General features: G+C 34.3%; 19 protein-coding genes and 1 pseudogene. 13 read left to right on the top strand and 7 right to left on the bottom strand.

The window, feature by feature from the left end:
- Positions 1-2 precede the first annotated feature (2 nt).
- Positions 3-230 carry a DUF3820 family protein gene (locus ACXAFS_RS13415; protein ID WP_475307568.1) on the top strand — a complete coding sequence of 76 codons (228 nt, stop codon included), beginning with the start codon at positions 3-5 and terminating at the stop codon, positions 228-230.
- On the opposite strand, the gene ACXAFS_RS13410 is transcribed toward ACXAFS_RS13415, so the two are convergent.
- Positions 231-716 carry a hypothetical protein gene (locus ACXAFS_RS13410; RefSeq protein WP_475307567.1) on the bottom strand — a complete coding sequence of 162 codons (486 nt, stop codon included), beginning with the start codon at positions 714-716 and terminating at the stop codon, positions 231-233.
- Between the two features lie 229 nt (positions 717-945).
- Between ACXAFS_RS13410 and ACXAFS_RS13405 the strand changes: the two genes are divergently transcribed.
- Together ACXAFS_RS13405 and yidC are read left to right on the top strand one after the other, a co-directional pair.
- Entirely contained in the window at positions 946-2,562 is a 1,617-nt protein-coding gene (locus ACXAFS_RS13405; RefSeq protein ID WP_475307566.1) for a CTP synthase, read from the top strand.
- Between the two features lie 88 nt (positions 2,563-2,650).
- The gene (yidC, locus tag ACXAFS_RS13400) at positions 2,651-4,561 is read left to right on the top strand and encodes a membrane protein insertase YidC (protein WP_475307564.1); all 1,911 of its coding nucleotides are present in this window, start codon (positions 2,651-2,653) and stop codon (positions 4,559-4,561) included.
- 213 nt (positions 4,562-4,774) lie between these two features.
- On the opposite strand, the gene ACXAFS_RS13395 is transcribed toward yidC, so the two are convergent.
- Complete coding sequence (locus ACXAFS_RS13395) at positions 4,775-5,788, bottom strand: fasciclin domain-containing protein (RefSeq protein WP_475307563.1); 1,014 nt, start codon at positions 5,786-5,788, stop codon at positions 4,775-4,777.
- 67 nt (positions 5,789-5,855) lie between these two features.
- Between ACXAFS_RS13395 and ACXAFS_RS13390 the strand changes: the two genes are divergently transcribed.
- From ACXAFS_RS13390 to ACXAFS_RS13345, 10 genes and pseudogenes are all read left to right on the top strand, one after another.
- Complete coding sequence (locus ACXAFS_RS13390; protein ID WP_475307562.1) at positions 5,856-6,563, top strand: toxin-antitoxin system YwqK family antitoxin; 708 nt, start codon at positions 5,856-5,858, stop codon at positions 6,561-6,563.
- Between the two features lie 181 nt (positions 6,564-6,744).
- Positions 6,745-7,932 carry a tRNA 2-thiouridine(34) synthase MnmA gene (mnmA, locus tag ACXAFS_RS13385; protein WP_475307561.1) on the top strand — a complete coding sequence of 396 codons (1,188 nt, stop codon included), beginning with the start codon at positions 6,745-6,747 and terminating at the stop codon, positions 7,930-7,932.
- Between the two features lie 258 nt (positions 7,933-8,190).
- Complete coding sequence (locus ACXAFS_RS13380; protein WP_475307559.1) at positions 8,191-9,132, top strand: NAD(P)H-dependent flavin oxidoreductase; 942 nt, start codon at positions 8,191-8,193, stop codon at positions 9,130-9,132.
- 197 nt (positions 9,133-9,329) lie between these two features.
- The gene (locus ACXAFS_RS13375) at positions 9,330-11,000 is read left to right on the top strand and encodes a T9SS type A sorting domain-containing protein (protein WP_475307558.1); all 1,671 of its coding nucleotides are present in this window, start codon (positions 9,330-9,332) and stop codon (positions 10,998-11,000) included.
- A gap of 2 nt (positions 11,001-11,002) precedes the next feature.
- Positions 11,003-11,128, top strand: coding sequence for a hypothetical protein (locus ACXAFS_RS13370; protein WP_475307557.1), 126 nt, complete (start codon positions 11,003-11,005; stop codon positions 11,126-11,128).
- A 45-nt stretch (positions 11,129-11,173) separates the two neighbouring features.
- Positions 11,174-11,578 (top strand): hypothetical protein, encoded by a 405-nt coding sequence (locus tag ACXAFS_RS13365; protein ID WP_475307555.1) that lies wholly within the window; start codon positions 11,174-11,176, stop codon positions 11,576-11,578.
- A gap of 111 nt (positions 11,579-11,689) precedes the next feature.
- On the top strand, positions 11,690-13,066 hold the full coding sequence (locus ACXAFS_RS13360; RefSeq protein ID WP_475307554.1) for an MATE family efflux transporter: 1,377 nt from the start codon (positions 11,690-11,692) through the stop codon (positions 13,064-13,066).
- Positions 13,067-13,151: 85 nt separating this feature from the next.
- Positions 13,152-13,505 (top strand): annotated as a pseudogene (locus tag ACXAFS_RS13355) (four helix bundle protein).
- A gap of 91 nt (positions 13,506-13,596) precedes the next feature.
- A complete protein-coding gene (locus ACXAFS_RS13350; RefSeq protein WP_243472493.1) occupies positions 13,597-13,827 on the top strand; it encodes a hypothetical protein in 231 nt (76 codons plus the stop codon).
- Positions 13,827-14,399, top strand: coding sequence for a phosphatase PAP2 family protein (locus ACXAFS_RS13345; protein ID WP_475307553.1), 573 nt, complete (start codon positions 13,827-13,829; stop codon positions 14,397-14,399). The genes ACXAFS_RS13350 and ACXAFS_RS13345 overlap by 1 nt, the downstream gene beginning before the upstream one ends.
- Before the next feature lie 2 nt (positions 14,400-14,401).
- On the opposite strand, the gene ACXAFS_RS13340 is transcribed toward ACXAFS_RS13345, so the two are convergent.
- The 5 genes from ACXAFS_RS13340 to ACXAFS_RS13320 form a co-directional block, all read right to left on the bottom strand.
- Positions 14,402-16,024, bottom strand: a complete 1,623-nt coding sequence (locus ACXAFS_RS13340) for an ArnT family glycosyltransferase (protein WP_475307551.1) — start codon at positions 16,022-16,024, stop codon at positions 14,402-14,404.
- On the bottom strand, positions 16,017-16,640 hold the full coding sequence (locus ACXAFS_RS13335; RefSeq protein ID WP_475307550.1) for a lipid-A-disaccharide synthase N-terminal domain-containing protein: 624 nt from the start codon (positions 16,638-16,640) through the stop codon (positions 16,017-16,019). The genes ACXAFS_RS13340 and ACXAFS_RS13335 overlap by 8 nt, the downstream gene beginning before the upstream one ends.
- 91 nt (positions 16,641-16,731) lie before the next feature.
- The gene (locus ACXAFS_RS13330; RefSeq protein WP_475307549.1) at positions 16,732-17,448 is read right to left on the bottom strand and encodes a glycosyltransferase family 2 protein; all 717 of its coding nucleotides are present in this window, start codon (positions 17,446-17,448) and stop codon (positions 16,732-16,734) included.
- Between the two features lie 79 nt (positions 17,449-17,527).
- On the bottom strand, positions 17,528-18,613 hold the full coding sequence (gene meaB / locus ACXAFS_RS13325; RefSeq protein WP_475307547.1) for a methylmalonyl Co-A mutase-associated GTPase MeaB: 1,086 nt from the start codon (positions 18,611-18,613) through the stop codon (positions 17,528-17,530).
- A 12-nt stretch (positions 18,614-18,625) separates the two neighbouring features.
- Positions 18,626-19,189 carry a DUF2911 domain-containing protein gene (locus tag ACXAFS_RS13320; RefSeq protein ID WP_475307546.1) on the bottom strand — a complete coding sequence of 188 codons (564 nt, stop codon included), beginning with the start codon at positions 19,187-19,189 and terminating at the stop codon, positions 18,626-18,628.
- Positions 19,190-19,315 lie beyond the last annotated feature (126 nt).

The raw sequence follows: 19,315 nt of genomic DNA, 5'->3' as shown, positions 1-19,315 counted from the left end.
TATTGGAAGGAAGTAAAGAAGCATTAATTGAGCTAGCACACTATAAAATGCCTTTCGGAAAATACAAAGGTGAATATTTGGTTGATATCCCTGAGTATTATTATACATGGTTTAAGCAAAAAGGATTTCCTGAAGGAAAATTGGGTAGAATGATGATTCAAATGCACGATATTAAAATCAATGGTCTTGAAGAATTGATATATACCATTAAACGCGATTATAAAAAATAATTATTTTATCGCTTTTTTGTAATAATAAGCTGCAGAAATAAAAAGTACTACAATTAAAACCCATTTAGAAACAAAGACGCTTAAATCTACGTTTTCAAAAATTTCATTCACATTTCTATTGCTGAGATATCTTGTTAATTCATAGTCATTGTACATGTTCATGAATTTTTGGTTTGAAACGCGGTTGACCACAGGAAGAAAAATCAATACAATCATGAAAACCACAAACCAAAGTTTGGAATGTTTTGGTAAACTTAAATCTTTAGACCTGTTTTTCTTTACAAATAATTCAACAGTTAAAACTGCCAAGGAAAATGCAAGAACAATACCAACAATAAGCGAGTAGTACTTAAAATGTATTTCCCTAAAATCATTATTAAGGCCATAATGCATGTAAGTCACTAAGATAATTTCAATAAAAGCCTGTGCAGAAGCTATTAGAAGAAATCCAAATAGGATGTTTAGAATGCGTTTATTTGGTGTCATTTTTAGTTCTGTTGGTTAGGGAATTTTGAATCTTTAAAAATTAACGACGCTAACCAAATGTCTCATATTTACTTTAGTTTTTAAAATAAAATCGTGAAAATGCAAGTAATGGCAGATTTATACCATAGAAGGTGTTTATAAATGCGTAAAACTTATTTTAAGATTGCAACTTTATAATTGCACTTAAGCGAATTTTTATTGTAAATTTGCCTGCGTTTAACAACGCAACATGACCACAAACCCTAAGTATATTTTTGTAACAGGCGGAGTGTCTTCCTCACTAGGAAAGGGCATTATCGCTGCATCTCTCGCCAAATTATTACAAGCCCAAGGTTACAGAACTACCATCCAAAAATTAGATCCGTACATTAATATAGATCCTGGCACATTAAATCCGTATGAACATGGAGAGTGCTACGTAACGGATGATGGTGCAGAAACTGATTTAGATTTAGGGCATTATGAGCGTTTTTTAAATGTACCAACATCACAAGCTAATAACGTTACGACTGGTAGAATTTACCAGAGTGTTATTGATAAAGAGCGTCGCGGTGAGTTCTTAGGAAAAACGGTTCAGGTAATTCCTCATATTACAGATGAGATTAAGGATAGAATCCAAATTCTTGGTAATTCAGGTGATTACGATATTGTAATTACTGAAATTGGCGGTACAGTAGGTGATATTGAGTCATTACCTTACATTGAAGCTGTACGTCAGTTACAATGGGAATTAGGTGAGCATAATGCTTTAGTAATTCATCTAACATTAATTCCTTACTTATCGGCTGCTGGAGAATTAAAAACAAAACCAACACAGCACAGTGTAAAGACTTTAATGGAAAGTGGAGTGCATGCTGATATTTTAGTATGTAGAACAGAGCACGAATTACAAGAAGGCCTAAAAGAAAAATTAGCACGTTTTTGTAATGTGAAAAAAGAAGCTGTAATTCAGTCTATTGATGCTTCAACCATTTATGATGTACCTAATTTAATGCTAGACGAAGGTTTAGATAAGGTTGTTTTGCAAAAACTAGATCTTAAAAGTGACAAACCAAATCTAGACCAGTGGAACGAGTTTTTAAAGCGTCATAAAAATCCAAAAAGTGAAGTCACTATTGGTTTAATTGGTAAATATGTAGAACTTCAAGATTCCTATAAATCAATCTTAGAAGCTTTTATTCATGCAGGAGCAGAGAACGAAGTAAAGGTAAATGTAGAGCCAATTCATTCTGAATTTTTGAATGAAGATAATATAGATTTCAAGCTTGGTCATTTAGATGGTGTTTTAGTAGCACCTGGTTTTGGAGAACGTGGAATAGAAGGAAAAATAGATGCAGTTAGATTTGTAAGAGAAAACAATATTCCATTTCTAGGGATTTGTTTAGGAATGCAAATGGCAGTTATAGAATATGCCAGAAACGTTCTTAATCTAAACAATGCTAACTCTTTAGAAATGGATGAGCATACACCACATCCTGTTATCAGCTTAATGGAATCTCAAAAAGATGTTGTTAATAAAGGTGGCACAATGCGTTTAGGTGCTTGGGATTGTGATATTGTAGAAGGAAGCATAGCACATAAAGTTTATGGTAAAACAAGTATAAAAGAACGTCACAGACATCGTTTTGAATTTAATGACGATTATAAAGAACAGATTGAAGCTGCAGGAATGAAAGCAACAGGATTAAATCCAGATACTGGTCTTGTAGAAATCATTGAAATACCAGAGCACAATTGGTTTGTTGGTGTACAATACCATCCGGAATATAAAAGTACAGTTGCCAATCCACATCCTTTGTTTGTGGAATTTGTAAAAGCAGCTTTAAAATACAAGAAGAAAAAATAATGTGCCACTTTGGCGTAAAATGGATTTTGGATAACTTTTTGGGATAGCCAAAACAGTAATCATTCAATCGTAGCGTACGAACTAAATTATGGAAGAAAAGAAACTCGATATTAACTCAATCATTGGTTTTGTTCTCATTTTTGGGATTTTGGTGTATATGATGTATCAGAATGCACCAACAGAAGAAGAGATTGAAGCTCAGAAAAAAGCAGAGCAAGAGCAAGTAGAAGCAGAGAAGAAGAACAGTAAACAAAATGAAGCTGTTGTTACAACTGCATCAGATTATAGCAATACAAAAGATTTAGATTCTACACAATTAGCATCACTTCAAAGTAAAGAAGGATCTTTAGCTTATGCCTTAACAATACCTGGTGAAGACTTTACAACTGTAGAAACCGATGTATTTCAGTTAAAGTTTAGCAGAATGGGAGGGCATTTGGCAGAAGTAAAACTTAAAAAGTTTGTAACCTTCGACTCACTGCCAATATATATGGTGAAAGACCAAAATAGTGCTTTCAATATTACATTTGGTACGTCAGATAATCGTACACGTAATACAAAAGATTACCCATTTGAGCCAAGTGTAAGCAATAGTGGAGAAAATACTATTGTATCTATGAAGCTTAAGTTTTCTGAAACAGAATATTTAGAGTATAGATACGAGTTAAAACCAGATGATTACATGATTGACTTTTCAATCAAATCACAAGGTTTGAGTGGAGAGTTTAACACGTCGCAACCAATTACTTTAGATTGGAAACAAAAAGGAATTAGACATGCTAAGAGTATTAGCTACGAAAATCGTTATACAAGATTAACTTACATGCACGATGAGAATCGTGTAGAAAAGTTATCTCAAATGGGTAATGATGACGAAACGGTTGAGGATGTAGAGTGGTTATCGTACAGACAACACTTCTTTAGTTCTATATTGGTAGCTAAAGATAACCCGTTTTCAAAAGCAGAGCTCACCTCTGAAAATTTAGTTGAAGACGAAGAAGTAGATACCTTATTTACTAAACTATACACTTCAAAAATACCATTAGCCTATAATGGTGGTGAGGTAAATAAAAATCTAGGTTTATACTATGGTCCTACAGATGCTAAGGTTTTAAAAGCATATGACAAAAATTTACAGGAAAGTATTCCTTTTGGTTGGGGAATTTTTGGTTGGATCAACAAAGCACTATTTATACCGTTATTTGGTTGGTTAAGTAGTATCTTACCTTATGGTATTGCTATTATTGTAATGACCGTTTTAGTAAAACTTATGCTGTCTTTTGTGCAGTATAAGCAGTTCTTATCTCAGGCAAAGATGAAAATATTAAAGCCAGAGTTAGACGCTATTAGAGAAAAATACAAAGACAATAAGCTGAAGGCACAACAAGAAACTATGGCATTACAGAGTAAGGCTGGTGCTAGTCCGCTTAGTGGTTGTTTGCCTGGTTTAATGCAAATTCCTGTGTTCTATGCATTGTTTATGTTCTTCCCAACAGCTTTCGATTTAAGACAGAAAAGCTTCCTTTGGGCAGACGATTTAAGTTCTTATGATTCTATTTATGATTTTCCTCCAGGTGTAAGTATTCCATTTTATGGTGATCACGTAGCTTTATTCCCAATATTAGCAGCTATTGCTATTTTCTTTTATATGAAGATGACAACAGGTCAGCAGACAGCAATGCAAGCACCACCACAAGAAGGTATGCCAGATATGAGTAAGATGATGAAGTATATGATTTACTTTTCACCTTTATTAATGTTAATCTTCTTTAATAACTATGCGTCTGGTTTAAGTTTGTATTACTTTATTTCTAACCTAATTAGTATCGGTATTATGTTGGTAATTAAAAACTACATTATTGATGAAGATAAGGTATTGGCTAAAATAGAAGTAAGCAAGAGTAAGCCTAAGAAAGAAAATCGTTTCCAACGTAAAATGAAAGAAATGATGGAGCAAGCTGAGCAACAAAAACAAGCACAGCAAAGACGCAAAAAATAAGATTACATATAACATATTAAAAGCCTTGGTTTAATTAACCAAGGCTTTTTTATTTTCAATAAATATGAAGCTCTAATTCATTGTTAATAGATTATTGTTTTTGCCTAACACTTCATTATTTAATATAAAAAAACCCAGACTGTTGTCTGGGCTTTTCTACTAACTAAATCAATCAATATAAAAATGAGGTAATCAGCCTCGACTCTTATCTTATTAAGGTAATGGGAACAGTATAACTTTGTCTATTACATGTACTACACCGTTCATTGCTTGTATATCTACTAGAGATGTTACTATGTTACTTACACGGTTGTTAGCATCTGTCAATGTAAAATTACTAGTATCAGCCGTAATGTCTCCGCCTAAAGTTGTTACTGTTCCTGTAGATAATTGGTTAGATTGAACATTTGCGCCAACTATATGATAAAGTAAAACAGTATCAGTGGTTGCTGCGTTTAATTCACCTGTACCTTCACCAAATCCTGATAAACCTAATTCAGCTAAAACTCCATTTGTAGGATCGGTAAATGCATCATTTGTTGGTGCAAATACAGTAAATGGTCCGGCAGCGGCATCAGAAACGGTATTTATATATGGTACTGTAGGTGAGCCTGTATCTGCATAGGCAAGGGCATCAACTAAAACTGATAATGCAGGATTAGATGTCGCAAATGTTGCAATAGTTGGTAAATCTATAACCGTATTAACAACGTGTACTGTACCGTTTGTTGCGGTTAGGTCTGGCATGTCTACAGTAGATTGTCCATTAATTACTACACCATTTGTCGTATTAAAATATAAACTTAAGTTTTCGTTATTTGGTCCTGTAGCTGCTACATTAGTGTAGCCTGAACCAGCATTTACTAAATCAGTTGAAGATAGATTTTGCCCTATAATCACGTGATTTAACAAAATGTTTCTTACTAAATCTTCTTCAGCTGTAGAAAGATTGTTTAAATCTAAACCAGTGTTTGCCAAAAGTGTTGCAAAAGCATCATTGTCTGGGGCAAAAACGGTAAATGGTCCTGTACCTTGTAAGGTTGTTACTAAGTCGGTTGCTTCAAGGGCAGCTGCTAGAGAAGTTAAGCCATTTGCTAGTGCTACATCAACAACAGTTGTTGATTGTACGCCACCACCATTGTTGTCATCGTCGTCACTACATCCAGTTAAACCTAAAACCAATAGAAATACTGTCAGTAATTTGAAAGTTTTTGAAATAATTTTCATTTTTTTGAGTTTTTAAAATTGTTCAACATTACACAAACTTGGTTAGTTTGTTTAACAAAAATATAAAATGATTAAACAAAAAGTTTATTTCACACTTTTTTTTACAATAATTTTAACAATCGCTTTTGCTCAAAAGCCAGTAAATCAATTCGATAAGGATGGGAAACGTCACGGTATATGGACAAAGAACTACCATAAGACCGATCAAAAACGTTACGAAGGTCATTTTGTTCATGGTAAAGAGGTAGATACTTTTAAATACTACACACTCTCTAAAGGCAAAAGTGTATTAAGTGCCACCAAAGTCTTTAATTTAAAGGATAGTTTATCTGATGTAAAATTCTTTACTTCTAAGGGGAAAGTCATAAGCGAAGGCAAAATGAACGGTAAGCGCTACATTGGGCAATGGGTGTTTTATCATAAAGATTCTTCGGCAAAAATGATTTTAGAACATTATAATGATGAAGGCAAGCTAGAAGGTATTAGGACAGTCTACTATAAAAATGGACTAGTAGCCGAACAAACAAATTATAAGGATGGAAAATTAGAAGGAGAATCTAAATGGTTTTCAGAAAATAAAATGCTTCTTCGCCAATCTGTTTATAAAAATGGTGAATTAAATGGTAAGACCATTAACTACGATTCCGATGGTAATAAAACTTCAGAAGGCAATTACACTGGCGATAAAAAGTCTGGTATTTGGTTTTATTACGAATCTGGAAAGCTCAAAAAAGAAATAGACCATACTAACAACAAGGTCATCAAAAAATACTAATTGATTTCAACTATAAATAACATTGTTTTAAGGAATAGCTGTCTACTTTAGATTGCTATTTTTATTTGTAATTTTGCCGAAGTTTTTCGGACTAAAGCATTACTTGTCATTTCGAGTGTTACAACCGTAAGGAAGGAATGTATCGAGAAAAAAGAGTAAAAAAGAAATCAGGTCAATTAGTATGAAAAGAGTAATAGTAGGACTTTCAGGAGGTGTAGATTCAAGCGTTGCGGCTTATCTTTTAAAAGAGCAAGGCTATGAGGTTATTGGCTTATTTATGAAAAACTGGCACGATGATTCTGTGACCATTTCAGATGAATGTCCTTGGTTAGAAGACAGCAACGATGCTATGTTGGTAGCCGACAAATTAGGTATTCCGTTTCAAACGGTAGATTTGAGTGTGCAATACAAAGAGCGTATTGTAGACTACATGTTTAACGAATACGAAAAAGGACGTACACCAAATCCTGATGTGTTGTGTAATCGAGAAATTAAGTTCGATGTTTTTATGGACATTGCCATGGATTTAGGTGCAGATTATGTGGCTACAGGTCACTACTGCCGTAAATCTACAATCGAAAAAGACGGAAAAGAAATTCATCAGCTTTTAGCCGGAAAAGATAACAACAAAGACCAATCTTACTTTTTGTGTCAGTTGTCGCAAGATCAATTGGCAAAAGCGTTATTCCCAATTGGTGAATTAACCAAGCCTGAGGTTAGAGAGATTGCTAAGGCTCAAGATTTAATAACTGCTGAGAAGAAAGACTCACAAGGCTTATGTTTTATTGGTAAAGTAAGACTTCCAGACTTTTTACAACAACAACTAAAGCCAAAAGAAGGTGTTATTGTTGAAGTAGAAGACTCTCTTGATGTTTATAATCAAGAGCAACCAGAGTTTACTTCAAAAGAAGGTGAATTGGCATATTTAGCCAAAAAGCCAGAGTATGCTTTATCTGATGGAAAAGTTGTTGGCAAGCATCAAGGTGCACATTATTTTACCAAAGGGCAGCGAAAAGGCTTAGCAGTTGGTGGTACCAAAGAACCATTGTTTGTTATAGAAACTGATGTTGAAGAAAACGTGATTTACACAGGTCAAGGTAAAAATCATCCTGGCTTGTTACGCAATGTGCTTTTTGTGTCTAATGACGAATTGCATTGGATTCGTGAGGATTTAGCCCTAAACGAATGTGAAACTATGGATGTGATGGCAAGAATACGTTACAGACAACCTTTAGAAAAGGCAACACTTCATAAAGTCGCTTCAGGATTATACGTGGAATTCGAAAACAAACAATCTGCCATTACTGAAGGTCAATTTGTGGCTTGGTACAACAATGATGAGTTGTTAGGCTCTGGTGTAATTTCTTAATACTATTCCTGCGAAAGCAGGAATCTCTAGTAAATATTGTAACACTTTGTCAGTTCGAGTGTTTTTAGTCGATCGTAATGAGATTAAAAATGTATCGAAAACTAATAGTAGTTAAATTCTTATTCTCGATATAAATTTCACTCATTTCCATTCGTGAAATTCACTCGAATTGACGAATTTTATCAAAACAAATCATTGTCATGCTGAACTTGATTCAGCATCTTTTTGCATAACTTTACCCTATAAATTTTAAAATTCATGACAAACAGAATCACAGAACTTTTCAATATACAATACCCAATCGTACAAGCAGGCATGATCTGGAATAGTGGTTGGCGACTCGCCTCAGCAGCAAGTAACTCAGGCATTTTAGGCTTAATAGGAGCAGGCTCTATGTATCCAGATGTGTTGCGCGAGCATATCCAAAAATGTAAAGCTGCAACCGACAAACCTTTTGGCGTGAATGTGCCAATGCTATATCCAAACATTGAAGAAATTATGGATATCATTGTTGAAGAAGGAGTAAAGATTGTGTTTACCTCTGCCGGAAATCCCAAAACATGGACCAGCTGGTTACAAGAGCGTGGCGTTACTGTGGTGCATGTGGTGAGTAGTGTAAAGTTTGCGCTCAAAGCTCAAGACGCAGGAGTCGATGCTGTGGTTGCTGAAGGTTTTGAAGCAGGAGGACACAATGGAAGAGACGAAACCACGACACTCACTTTAATCCCAATGGTAAAAGAACACTTAGATATTCCATTGATTGCTGCAGGTGGTATTGCCACCGGAAAAGCTATGTTAGCCTGTATGGTTTTGGGAGCCGATGGCGTACAGGTTGGTAGCCGTTTTGTGGCGAGTGAAGAGTCCTCAGCACACCAAGGTTTTAAACAAGTTGTGGTGGATGCTAAAGAAGGTGATACACAACTGACCTTAAAAGAACTCGCACCTGTAAGATTGGTAAAAAACAAGTTTTTTAACGACCTACAAGAGTTTTATAAAACGGCACCAACACCAGAGCAGCTTAAAGAACTTTTAGGACGTGCCAGAGCCAAACGTGGTATGTTTGAAGGCGATTTAGATGATGGAGAACTAGAGATTGGCCAAATCGCAGGTCTTATCCACGACATTAAACCTGTTGCAGAAATCGTAAACGACATAGTGACTGAGTTTGAGGAGGCGAAAAAGCAGGTAGCTCAACTCTAAAAATACGTAACGTTACGTATTGACTTGTTGGTTTAAATATCCGAATTTAGCTTACTTGTGCTGAACTTGTTTTCAGTATCGATTAATATAGTTCATTGGAACGGAACTTTATCTTAACGTTAGTGATTATTATGAAAAAAACTATAACAATTTTAATACTGATATTATTTTCAATACAGAACATAAATTCTCAATCAATGGATTGGGGCTATAATATTGGTGGCCATGTCGGAGATTTACCAATTGATTTAGACAAAACTTCAGATGGTGTCTTATTAACAACGACAACTAGTCTACAAAGTAGCGGACTACATAAGTATGATTCTGATGGAAATTTACTTTGGCAATTTGACTCATTTGACAATATACCAATTGGAGGAGGGTATACAGATTATGGAGATCACGTCTTCTTGGATAGTGTAGTAGATGAGAATGATAATATTTATTCACTCTTAGATTTTGATGAGCCAACAACAATTGTAAATGGAGTTACAATTCATAATGGTGTTTCATTGTTAAAACTTAATCCAAACGGAGATATAATTTGGTGTGAAAAAATTTCAAATCTTGTAAGTATCACGGACATAAATTTATTGTATAATAATGGTGAAATTTTTGTGCTTGGGAATTTCTTAGCACCTGTAACGATAAATGACCAAATTACATTAAACGCCCAACAATATTTTGACTGTTTTTCATTTATTTGGAGAGATAGTATTGATTACTACATGGCTAAATTTGACTCAACGGGAGATTTTATAGATGCTATTAGTTTTGGAACAGAACATCATGATTATATTGTATCTGCTACTATAGATTCGAGTTCAAATATATATTTTACTGGTGGCTCTGATTTTCATAGTTGTGGTACCAGATATACTCATATTACTAAATATAATAGCAATCTTCAACTAGAATGGGAAAAAGAAATTAGCAAAGAAGAAAATGGGTCACAGCTCATATACCCTGCAAATCTCTATTACTCAGAATTATCAAATAAACTCTATTTATGGGGATATAATTTACAAGAAGTAATTCATATTGATTATAATATTCCTACATCACCATGTTATGGAAGAAGTGATGCTATAGGTGCTGGTGCAAATTTATTAGAATTTGATAATAGTGGTAATTTTATAAAGTATCGTCATTATCCAAATTGTACAGTTAATGATGTTTGGCAAGTAGGTGGCACGGTTAATACTGTTACAATCAATAAAGCTGGAATTGCAGAATATGGTGATGACTTGATAATACTTTCTAGCATACATGGTTCAATGGATTTTGATAACGGAACTTTTGAGTCTACTCACCTAATTAGCCAGTTTAATGAATTTATATGGGATGAGAATTTATTCCTAATGACAGTTAATAAAAATGATTTTAGCTCTGAATTTATAGCGAATTTTCCAGGTGAGAATATAAATGAATACCCAGAATCTATAGACAATCCAAATAAAATTCTACTAGAATCAACAAACCTATATTTATCGGCTTCATTTGAATGTAATCCAATACATATTTTTGGGTCACCTGTTAATAATAATAGCGGTAATAATGATAGTGACATTTTGATAGCAAAAGTAGATTTAAATAATGTTTTGTCTAATGGAAATGAATATTCTAATACAGATTTTCGTATTTATCCTAATCCGGCCACCAACTTCTTATTTTTCAACTCATCATCTCTAGACATTTCAAAAATTCAGATTTACTCATTAACAGGTAGTTTAATCAAAGAATCCGAATTAAATATTAATATTGAGAAGTTAGATATATCTGAATTATCTAACGGGATATATTTTATCAAATTAACAAGTTTAAATAATAAAGTTTTTGTTAGAAAAATAATCATTAACAATCACTAACAATGGCTATAATTAATTGCTTGTTCTCACCAACTTCTGAAAGTTCTCGTGGATTTTTAGTTTTGGGTATGGTTCCTAAATCAATAACTAAGAATGTTGCTCTACATAGTCCAGAACTAGATTTGTAAACATTAATAAGCTTTTGATTTATAGAAATAAATTAACATAATAAGATGAAAATGCATATTGTTAAACGTAATATATTTAGACTACTAGCACTTTTATCGTTAGTGCTTTTAATCTGTTTCTCATGTAGTAGTGATGATTCAGGTAGTAATAACAATTCAAGTAATGACAATTACTATGTAAAATATATAATTGATGCTCCTGGGCCATATGGTCGTTTCAGTAATTGGACAGCTTCTACACCAAGCGGTTTATATAGTAATAGTGGTTATCAGACAAGTGGTTGGACGCAAACTTATGGACCTTTAAATAAGGGATTTTTATGCAAAGTAGAGATTGGTGATTACCAAGGAGGAACACCAACTATTGAGATTCATGTTTCAAAGAATGATGAACCTTTTGCTCTAAAAAAAATAGTTACGGGTTCATCAGCTTCATACGTTATAAATTAATAAAATATATTCGTAGAATAAGTAGGTCTTTATTAAAACACATAATAAATATACTATAATACTATCATAAATAAACCTTAAACCTAAACCCAAAACCACTACCTTCGCGGCATGGTTTTAAGCAACTACACAAAAGAATTTCAATACAACCTAAAACTGGCTTCACCAGTAATGTTAGGCATGCTTGGGCATACTTTTGTGAGCTTTATAGATAATGTGATGGTTGGGCAATTGGGCTCAGCAGAGTTGGCGGCTGTGTCTTTGGGCAATAGCTTTATTTTTATTGCCATGTCTTTGGGTATTGGGTTTTCTACAGCTATTACACCTTTGGTAGCAGAGGCAGATACAGAGCAAAACTTCGTTAAAGGGAAATCGGCTTTTAAGCATGGGTTTTTCTTATGTACAGTTTTGGGTGTTTTACTCTTTTTAATGGAGCTGGTTGCCAAACCATTAATGTATGTTATGGATCAGCCAGAAGAAGTTGTAGAGCTCGCTATTCCATATTTAGATTTGGTGGCTTTTTCTTTGGTGCCGCTTATTGTGTTTCAGGCATTTAAGCAGTTTAGCGATGGCATGTCTTTAACCAAATACCCAATGTATGCCACGTTGGTGGCTAATATTCTAAACGTAGCCATTAACTATGTGCTTATTTTTGGGAAATTTGGGTTTCCACAAATGGGTATTGTAGGTGCTGCCGTTGGCACTTTGGTGTCACGCTTTGCCATGTTGTTCTTCTTATGGTGGCTGTTGGCAAAACGTCATCGATCTAGAGCATATGTGACCAATATAAAATTCTTTAAACTCAGTAAACAACCTCTAAAAAAGCTCACCAATTTAGGGTTGCCAAGTGCGATGCAGATGTTTTTTGAGGTGGCTATTTTTACTGCTGCGATTTGGCTGAGTGGACTGTTGGGTAAAAATGCACAGGCTGCCAATCAGATTGCACTTAACCTATCATCCATGACTTTTATGGTGGCTATGGGACTGAGTGTTGCGGCTATGGTCCGTGTTGGTAATCAAAAAGGGTTAAAGGATTATAAAAACCTAAAGCGTATTGCAGAATCTATCTTTTTTGTTGGGTTTATTTTCGCTGTCATTTTTGCGTTTCTGTTTGTGGTATTTCATAAAGCGTTACCAGAGTTGTATGTGGATTTAGATGATCCTGCCAATGCCATGGACACAGCTGAAGTGGTTAAAATCGCAGCGACTTTATTATTGGCTTCGGCAGTATTTCAAATTAGTGATAGTTTGCAAGTTATTGCGCTTGGAGCATTGCGTGGTTTGCAAGATGTTAAGATTCCGACCATCATTACCTTTATTTCGTATTGGGTGATTGGTTTTCCGATAAGTTACTATTTAGGCAAAGAAGACGCTTATGGTAGTTTAGGTATTTGGCTAGGCTTATTGGCAGGCTTAAGTGCTGCGGCTTTATTGCTCTTTATTCGTTTTCACTTTTTGACGAAGAAGTTGATTCAAAAAAGTACTTAGAATTATAAGTGCCTAGAGTACTTAAAGTTTAGGGTTTTCATAACTTTAGGGTACTTTAAATACTTATAATTTTTAACTTTAAATAATGACTAATAAAGAGTTTGCGCAGCAACTAGAGAAACGAACAGTTAGGTTTGCTATAGACATTATTAATCTATCATCTAGTATGCCTAGTACAACAGAATCTTTAGTTCTAAGAAATCAATTAACAAAATCTGGAACAAGTGTTGGTGCAAATTATAGAGAAGCTAATCGCTCTAGAAGTCCAAAAGATTTCAAGAATAAAATTAAGATAAGCTAGGCAGAAGCTAGCGAAACTGATTACTGGCTAGAAATTATAGAGGAACTTAATTGGCTAGAGTTAACAAAACTGAAGAAGTTAAGAGTAGAAGCTAAAGAATTGTTGGCAATTTTCACTTCCATTGCAAATAAACTTTAGGCACTTTAAGTACTTACAACTTTTAACTTTTACCTATTTTTGCCATAATAATAAAACTTTAGGCACTTTAAATACTTCAAACTTTTGACTTATGGAGTTACCAAAATTCATCTTAGGAGATAACACAGATTATCCAGATGCTATATTCGTTATTCATACTGAGTTTCCGAGATTTATAATCAATCTTGAAAATGATGAGGTAGAGTGGTTTGAAGAATTTGACCAACACGACCAAAAAGAACTCGAAACCGAAGCCGAAAACTATATTAGAGAAGCTACAGAATTCTACGATAGGGAAGTGGCACGTTACGACGAAGATTAATGCTAGACAAACTTTTAGATTTAGATACCGAACTTTTTGTATACCTCAATGGTCTTGGTTCACCTACTTGGGATGGCATGTGGTTGGCCATTACGCACGAGTTTACTTTTGCGCCTCTATATGCTTTACTACTGTTTTTAATCTATAGAAAACTGGGTTGGAAATCCTTATTGTTAATCATTGTGGTTATTGCCTTGATGATTGTTTTTACAGACCAAACCACAAATATTGTAAAGCGTACCGTTTTGCGTTTTAGACCTTGTGCTTGCGATGAGATAAAGGATAGTATTCGATTTATAGCAGAGCGATGCAGTAGCAATCGTAGTTTTTTCTCTGGCCATGCGTCAAACTCTATGGCTGCAGCTGTTTTTGGTGGTTTGGTATTAAGGCCTTACTTTAAAAATCTCATTTTTATACTACTATTTTGGGCATCAGTTGTGGCTTACAGTCGTATCTATGTTGGTGTACACTTTCCAATAGATATTTTATGTGGCATGACCTTTGGAGCTTTGGCTGGCTTTGGATTCTACAAGCTGAACACCTATTTGTTGAAACGGTATATTAATAATTAGAGTTACTCTTTTCTAGACAAGCGATAGAGTTTATTTACTAATCGAGATCTGTGCGCTCGAGTACCTTTTTCTGCGGTATTTAAGTCGTAAGTCGTAATAAATATAACGTGATATACTTCTGAAAGCACCTCATTATCTTCAATAGTTTCGTTGCCAACCAATAGATTAAATTCAGGCTCTTCTGGAATTATAATGCCTTCTTCGGTTTTTAAGGAATGGATTTTATCACCATAGTTGTAAATGGCTTCTGGAGAGACTTGGCTTAAACTGTACAAAGGCACACCAGAATTTACTAATTCAGAAACCGGTTTGTAATCCTTCTGAATATTACGTTGTGCCAATGGTAAAGCGAAAAATCCAATACTAAGCATCAAGGCAAGGCATAAATAGAAAACTGTTTTAATATCTTTTTTCTTTAAATATTGAATGATGAAAACACCAATGCTAATAAGTACGATAGAAGTTACAATATACCTAATGGCATAATCACTAAAGATAAAAGAACCTATAAAGAATTCAGACATCCAAAACAAAATGCCAATTAATCCTATCAGTCCAAAGTGAAAGTACACAGGATAGGTTTCGCGTTTATCCTTTAGGTTTTTAAACTCTCTGATTAAATACTCAATATAAAATCCAATATTAATAGCCAGAGGAATTAAAACAGGCATAAGGTAGCGTGATTTTTTTTCAGGAATTACGGACAATAAAATCACAGCAATAATCGTCCAGAAAAAACTAAAACGATAGGCTTTGAGATTACATACGCGCGATTTTAAATAAGGATATAATAAACTTATAAATGCAGGAACGGTCCACAGTCCACTCTGTACAAAAAAGCTCCAGTAATAATAAAAGGGTCTTACATTATAGCTGCTCCAATTGGATGTTTCTCTTGATGCAATTGCTGCAAATGTTTCAGGATCTGCAATACGAACATGCATATACCACCAGCCACCAATGATAATTCCAAAAATTAAAAGGCTAAAGAGTTTTAAAAAGTGTAAAATATTCCCTTTTAATTTAAATGCTATACCATAAGCAACCACAAAAGATATAAACAATACATATAAAGATACTGGACCTTTAGAGAGTACAGAACCAGCTATAAACAACACAAACAGAAGGCTATTGATAATGTTTGTTTTTTGATGCTTCAGCATAATGAAGAGTTGGAATAAAGCCATAAGCATAAAACCATGAGCGTAGATATCCCAAGGTGCTTCAACGGTAATACCAATAACATAGAATGAGCTCAATACAATAAAACCATTGATAAGGCTATGTGATTTGGTAAGTTCTAATTGTTTTGAAATCAGATAGGTAGAAATACCAATGCTAGCCATGAATAAAAGGGCTGGCCAACGTAAAGCAAGAATGGATTTTATACCGAAGAGCATACCAAAAAAAGCCGTTATCCAAGTTGGTAAAGGTGGTTTTTGGTAGCGTGCTTCGCCATTCATTGTGGTTAATATCCAATTGTTATCCGTAAGCATTTCTCTTGCCGAAATAAAGTTTCGAGCTTCCATTATGGTCACAGGAATTGCATCTATGGTAAATCCAAGCATAATTACCACAAAGAGTAAAAGGCTAACAATAGGATATTTTTCTATGAGCTTAATCATTGTTTTGTCTAATAAGATAAGCGTTTCTCACATAAATGATCAATCCGAAGAGATGACCAACAAATAAGACAGGATCTTGTCTTATGATAGCATAAGTTAAAATTAAAGAAGCTCCAATTAAACTCAGTACCCAAAATCCCATTGGTAAAGATGATTCTTTATGCTTTTCCGAATGAATCCACTGATACACAAAACGCAGCGTAAAAATCACTTGAGCTACAATACCTAAAATAAGTAACCATGTTGGTATGGCTTCGTTTTTAAATAGAAGCTCAATATCAATCTTATTGTTGTTATAATAGAAAATTACAATAAGAACCGGAACAATAAATAATAATATTTGAACCAGTTTTGGAAACTTTTGCCATTGACCTTGCAGCTGTAAATTTCGGATGTAGATAAAATACGTTAAACTCTGGCCAAGCATAATGGCAAAATCTAAGCGTAAGTATCCGTAAATAAATAACAAGAATGAGGCAATTAAGCTGAGTGTCCAAAACGTTGTTGGTGTTATAACTTTACGTTGTTTTTCGGACGTTACCCATTGTATGAGCAATCTAGACGAGAACAGTAACTGCGAAAAAAATCCTATGCTATAAATAATCCAGTCTTTCAAATCAAATAACTAATGGTTTCTGTCACATTGAGCGCAGTCGAAATGTAATGATGTAATGTATAAATGTTTTCGACTGCGCTCAAACTGACAATTATTTACTAGTTTTAGCAACATCGTAATTAATGTACTTTTTCTTCATCCATAAATAGGCAAAGCAATCCATTAATGGTCCAAGAAGACGATTCCAAAGTCCAAATTTTGCTGTTCCCGCTATCCTTGGAAAATGACGAACAGGTATTTGAGTTACTCTTCCATTTTGTAGCATAATCATTGCAGGTAAAAAACGATGTAAACCTCTAAACATTGGAATACGCTTGGCATAGTCTGTCTTAATGATTTTAAGAGGACAACCTGTATCATCCATGCCATCTTTGGTAAACGCACGTCTAATACCATTGGCAATCTTGGAAGACATATTCTTAACAAAAGAATCTTTGCGGTCGGCACGCACACCAGTTACTAATTCGTTGTCATTAATATGATCTAGTAATAGATTAAAATCCTCAGGAGAGGTTTGTAAGTCTGAATCGATATAGCCAACAAGTTCAGTATCAGCATAATAAAAGCCAGCTTTTATAGCAGCACTTAAACCTCTGTTTTCTTTAAAAAGTACATAATCAAAAGCCTCATTACGATTGCAAATAGCCTCAATCATAGCTTGACTTTTGTCTTTAGAACCATCATTTACAAATAATATACATGTTGGTACAGAAGCAATCTTTAAATAGTTTGAAAGCTCAGTTTCAACACGTTCTAGATTATCCTCCTCATTATAAACAGGTACTATGATGGTTAATTTGTAATTCATGTATTGATACAATTTCTGGCACAAAAGTATGCTTTTTTAACATTACGGAGAAAACCTTGATGGTTTAAGGTGAATTGAACTAAATTGAAAGATTGAGCAAATACTCAGCAGCAGCAAAAGGTGTTGTTTTTCCTTCTTCTACGAGTTTAATCTGAATAGGAAGCTCCTTTTTGATAATTTCAGATTTGTAGAAGTTAGATTTAAGGCGTTCCTCTATGGTTTGAAGCAACCAGAATTTGTTTTGATTATTTCTGTTGTGTTCAAAATAATGATTGGTAGACGTGGTTTTCAAGTACTCTTGTATTAATTCCCAAACTTCAGAAATACCTTCTTGTTTTAGAGCGCTGCAAAGTGATACTTTTGGTGACCAGCCAGACTCTTTTTCAGGATACAAATGCAAGGCTCTATTAAATTCTACTTTAGCAGATTTTGCAGCTTTTAGGTTATCACCATCAGCTTTATTAATAACAATAGCATCAGCCATTTCTATAATACCTCGTTTTATGCCTTGTAGTTCATCACCAGCACCTGCAAGCTTTAATAACAAAAAGAAATCTACCATACTGTGCACAGCAGTTTCGCTTTGTCCAACACCAACAGTTTCAATGATAATGGTATCAAATCCAGCGGCTTCACATAGAATAATGGTCTCTCTAGTTTTTCTGGCCACACCACCAAGCGAATCTCCAGAAGGTGAAGGCCTAATGAAAGCATTTTTGTCTTTTACCAAATCTTCCATTCTGGTTTTATCACCAAGTATACTGCCTTTACTTAGGCTACTACTTGGGTCAACAGCAAGTACGGCCACTTTTCTGCCAATGCTAGTTAGATAACTACCAAAAGCTTCAATAAATGTACTCTTACCAACACCAGGAACTCCAGTAATACCAATTCTTACAGATTGGTTTGCATAAGGCAAACAAGCAGTAATAATATCGTGAGCCTTTTGGGTATGCGTTTGGTTAGTACTTTCTACCAAAGTAATAGCTCTACTCAAATCAGTAATATTTCCTGAAGTAATTCCTTTTACTAAATCTTTAACAGAGGGTTGCTTTTTGCGTTTGGCTTTTATAAAATTTGCAGAATTAGTACTTAGAGTTTCAGGTGGTTCTATACCATCTTGTTCGTGTAAAGCAGATTTATATGTATCACCCTTTTTAGCCACAGTTTAGCATTGTTAGTGTTTGTGTGGATAGATCTGCATCGGAATTTCAATCAATGTCTGATCCCAAGCCATGGTAAGCTTTAAGTTACCAGTTTTATTATCAAAAGCAATAGTGAATTTTTCTACAGTTTCATCAATACTTTGCTTAGGGACTTCAATTTCAATAGCATCATAATTAGGGTCCCACATTGGTTCCATTTTTTCGTTAACTCCCCATTCATATTGCTTGGTGTTAAACATCACCTTCCAAGAATTTTCCATTGGTACGGTCCAAAGTGTGTACTTTCCTTTCTTAAGCAACATGCCATCAATCATTAAATCTTCATTGGTTTCAAATGTAGTAGCTTCGTTAGCACCAGTTCTCCAAACTTTATTAAAAGGAACAAGGGCACCAAAAATATCACGTTCGCGTTTTGATGGTCTGTTATATTCCACTTTTAACTTTAAATCGTTAAGCGTAATTTTTGCGGTATCCTTTGGACTTAGTCTTGAAGCGAAAATATTTTCAACAAAAACAGAATACAATAACAGACCTAAAGCTATTATTGATAATACAATAAGAATGCGTTTTAGCATAGTGAGATTACTTAAGCAGTTTTTAGCTAATTTATTTGTGCTGAAAATGTTTCAGCAAGTTTTAAAAAATAAAGATAATTCAATTCCCTAAATTTATAGAACAGAACGCAGAATTTTAAGCAAATC

It is taken from the genome of Winogradskyella sp. ABM4_392 (assembly GCF_056160445.1).
This window is presented reverse-complemented; position numbering and strand designations above follow the sequence as displayed.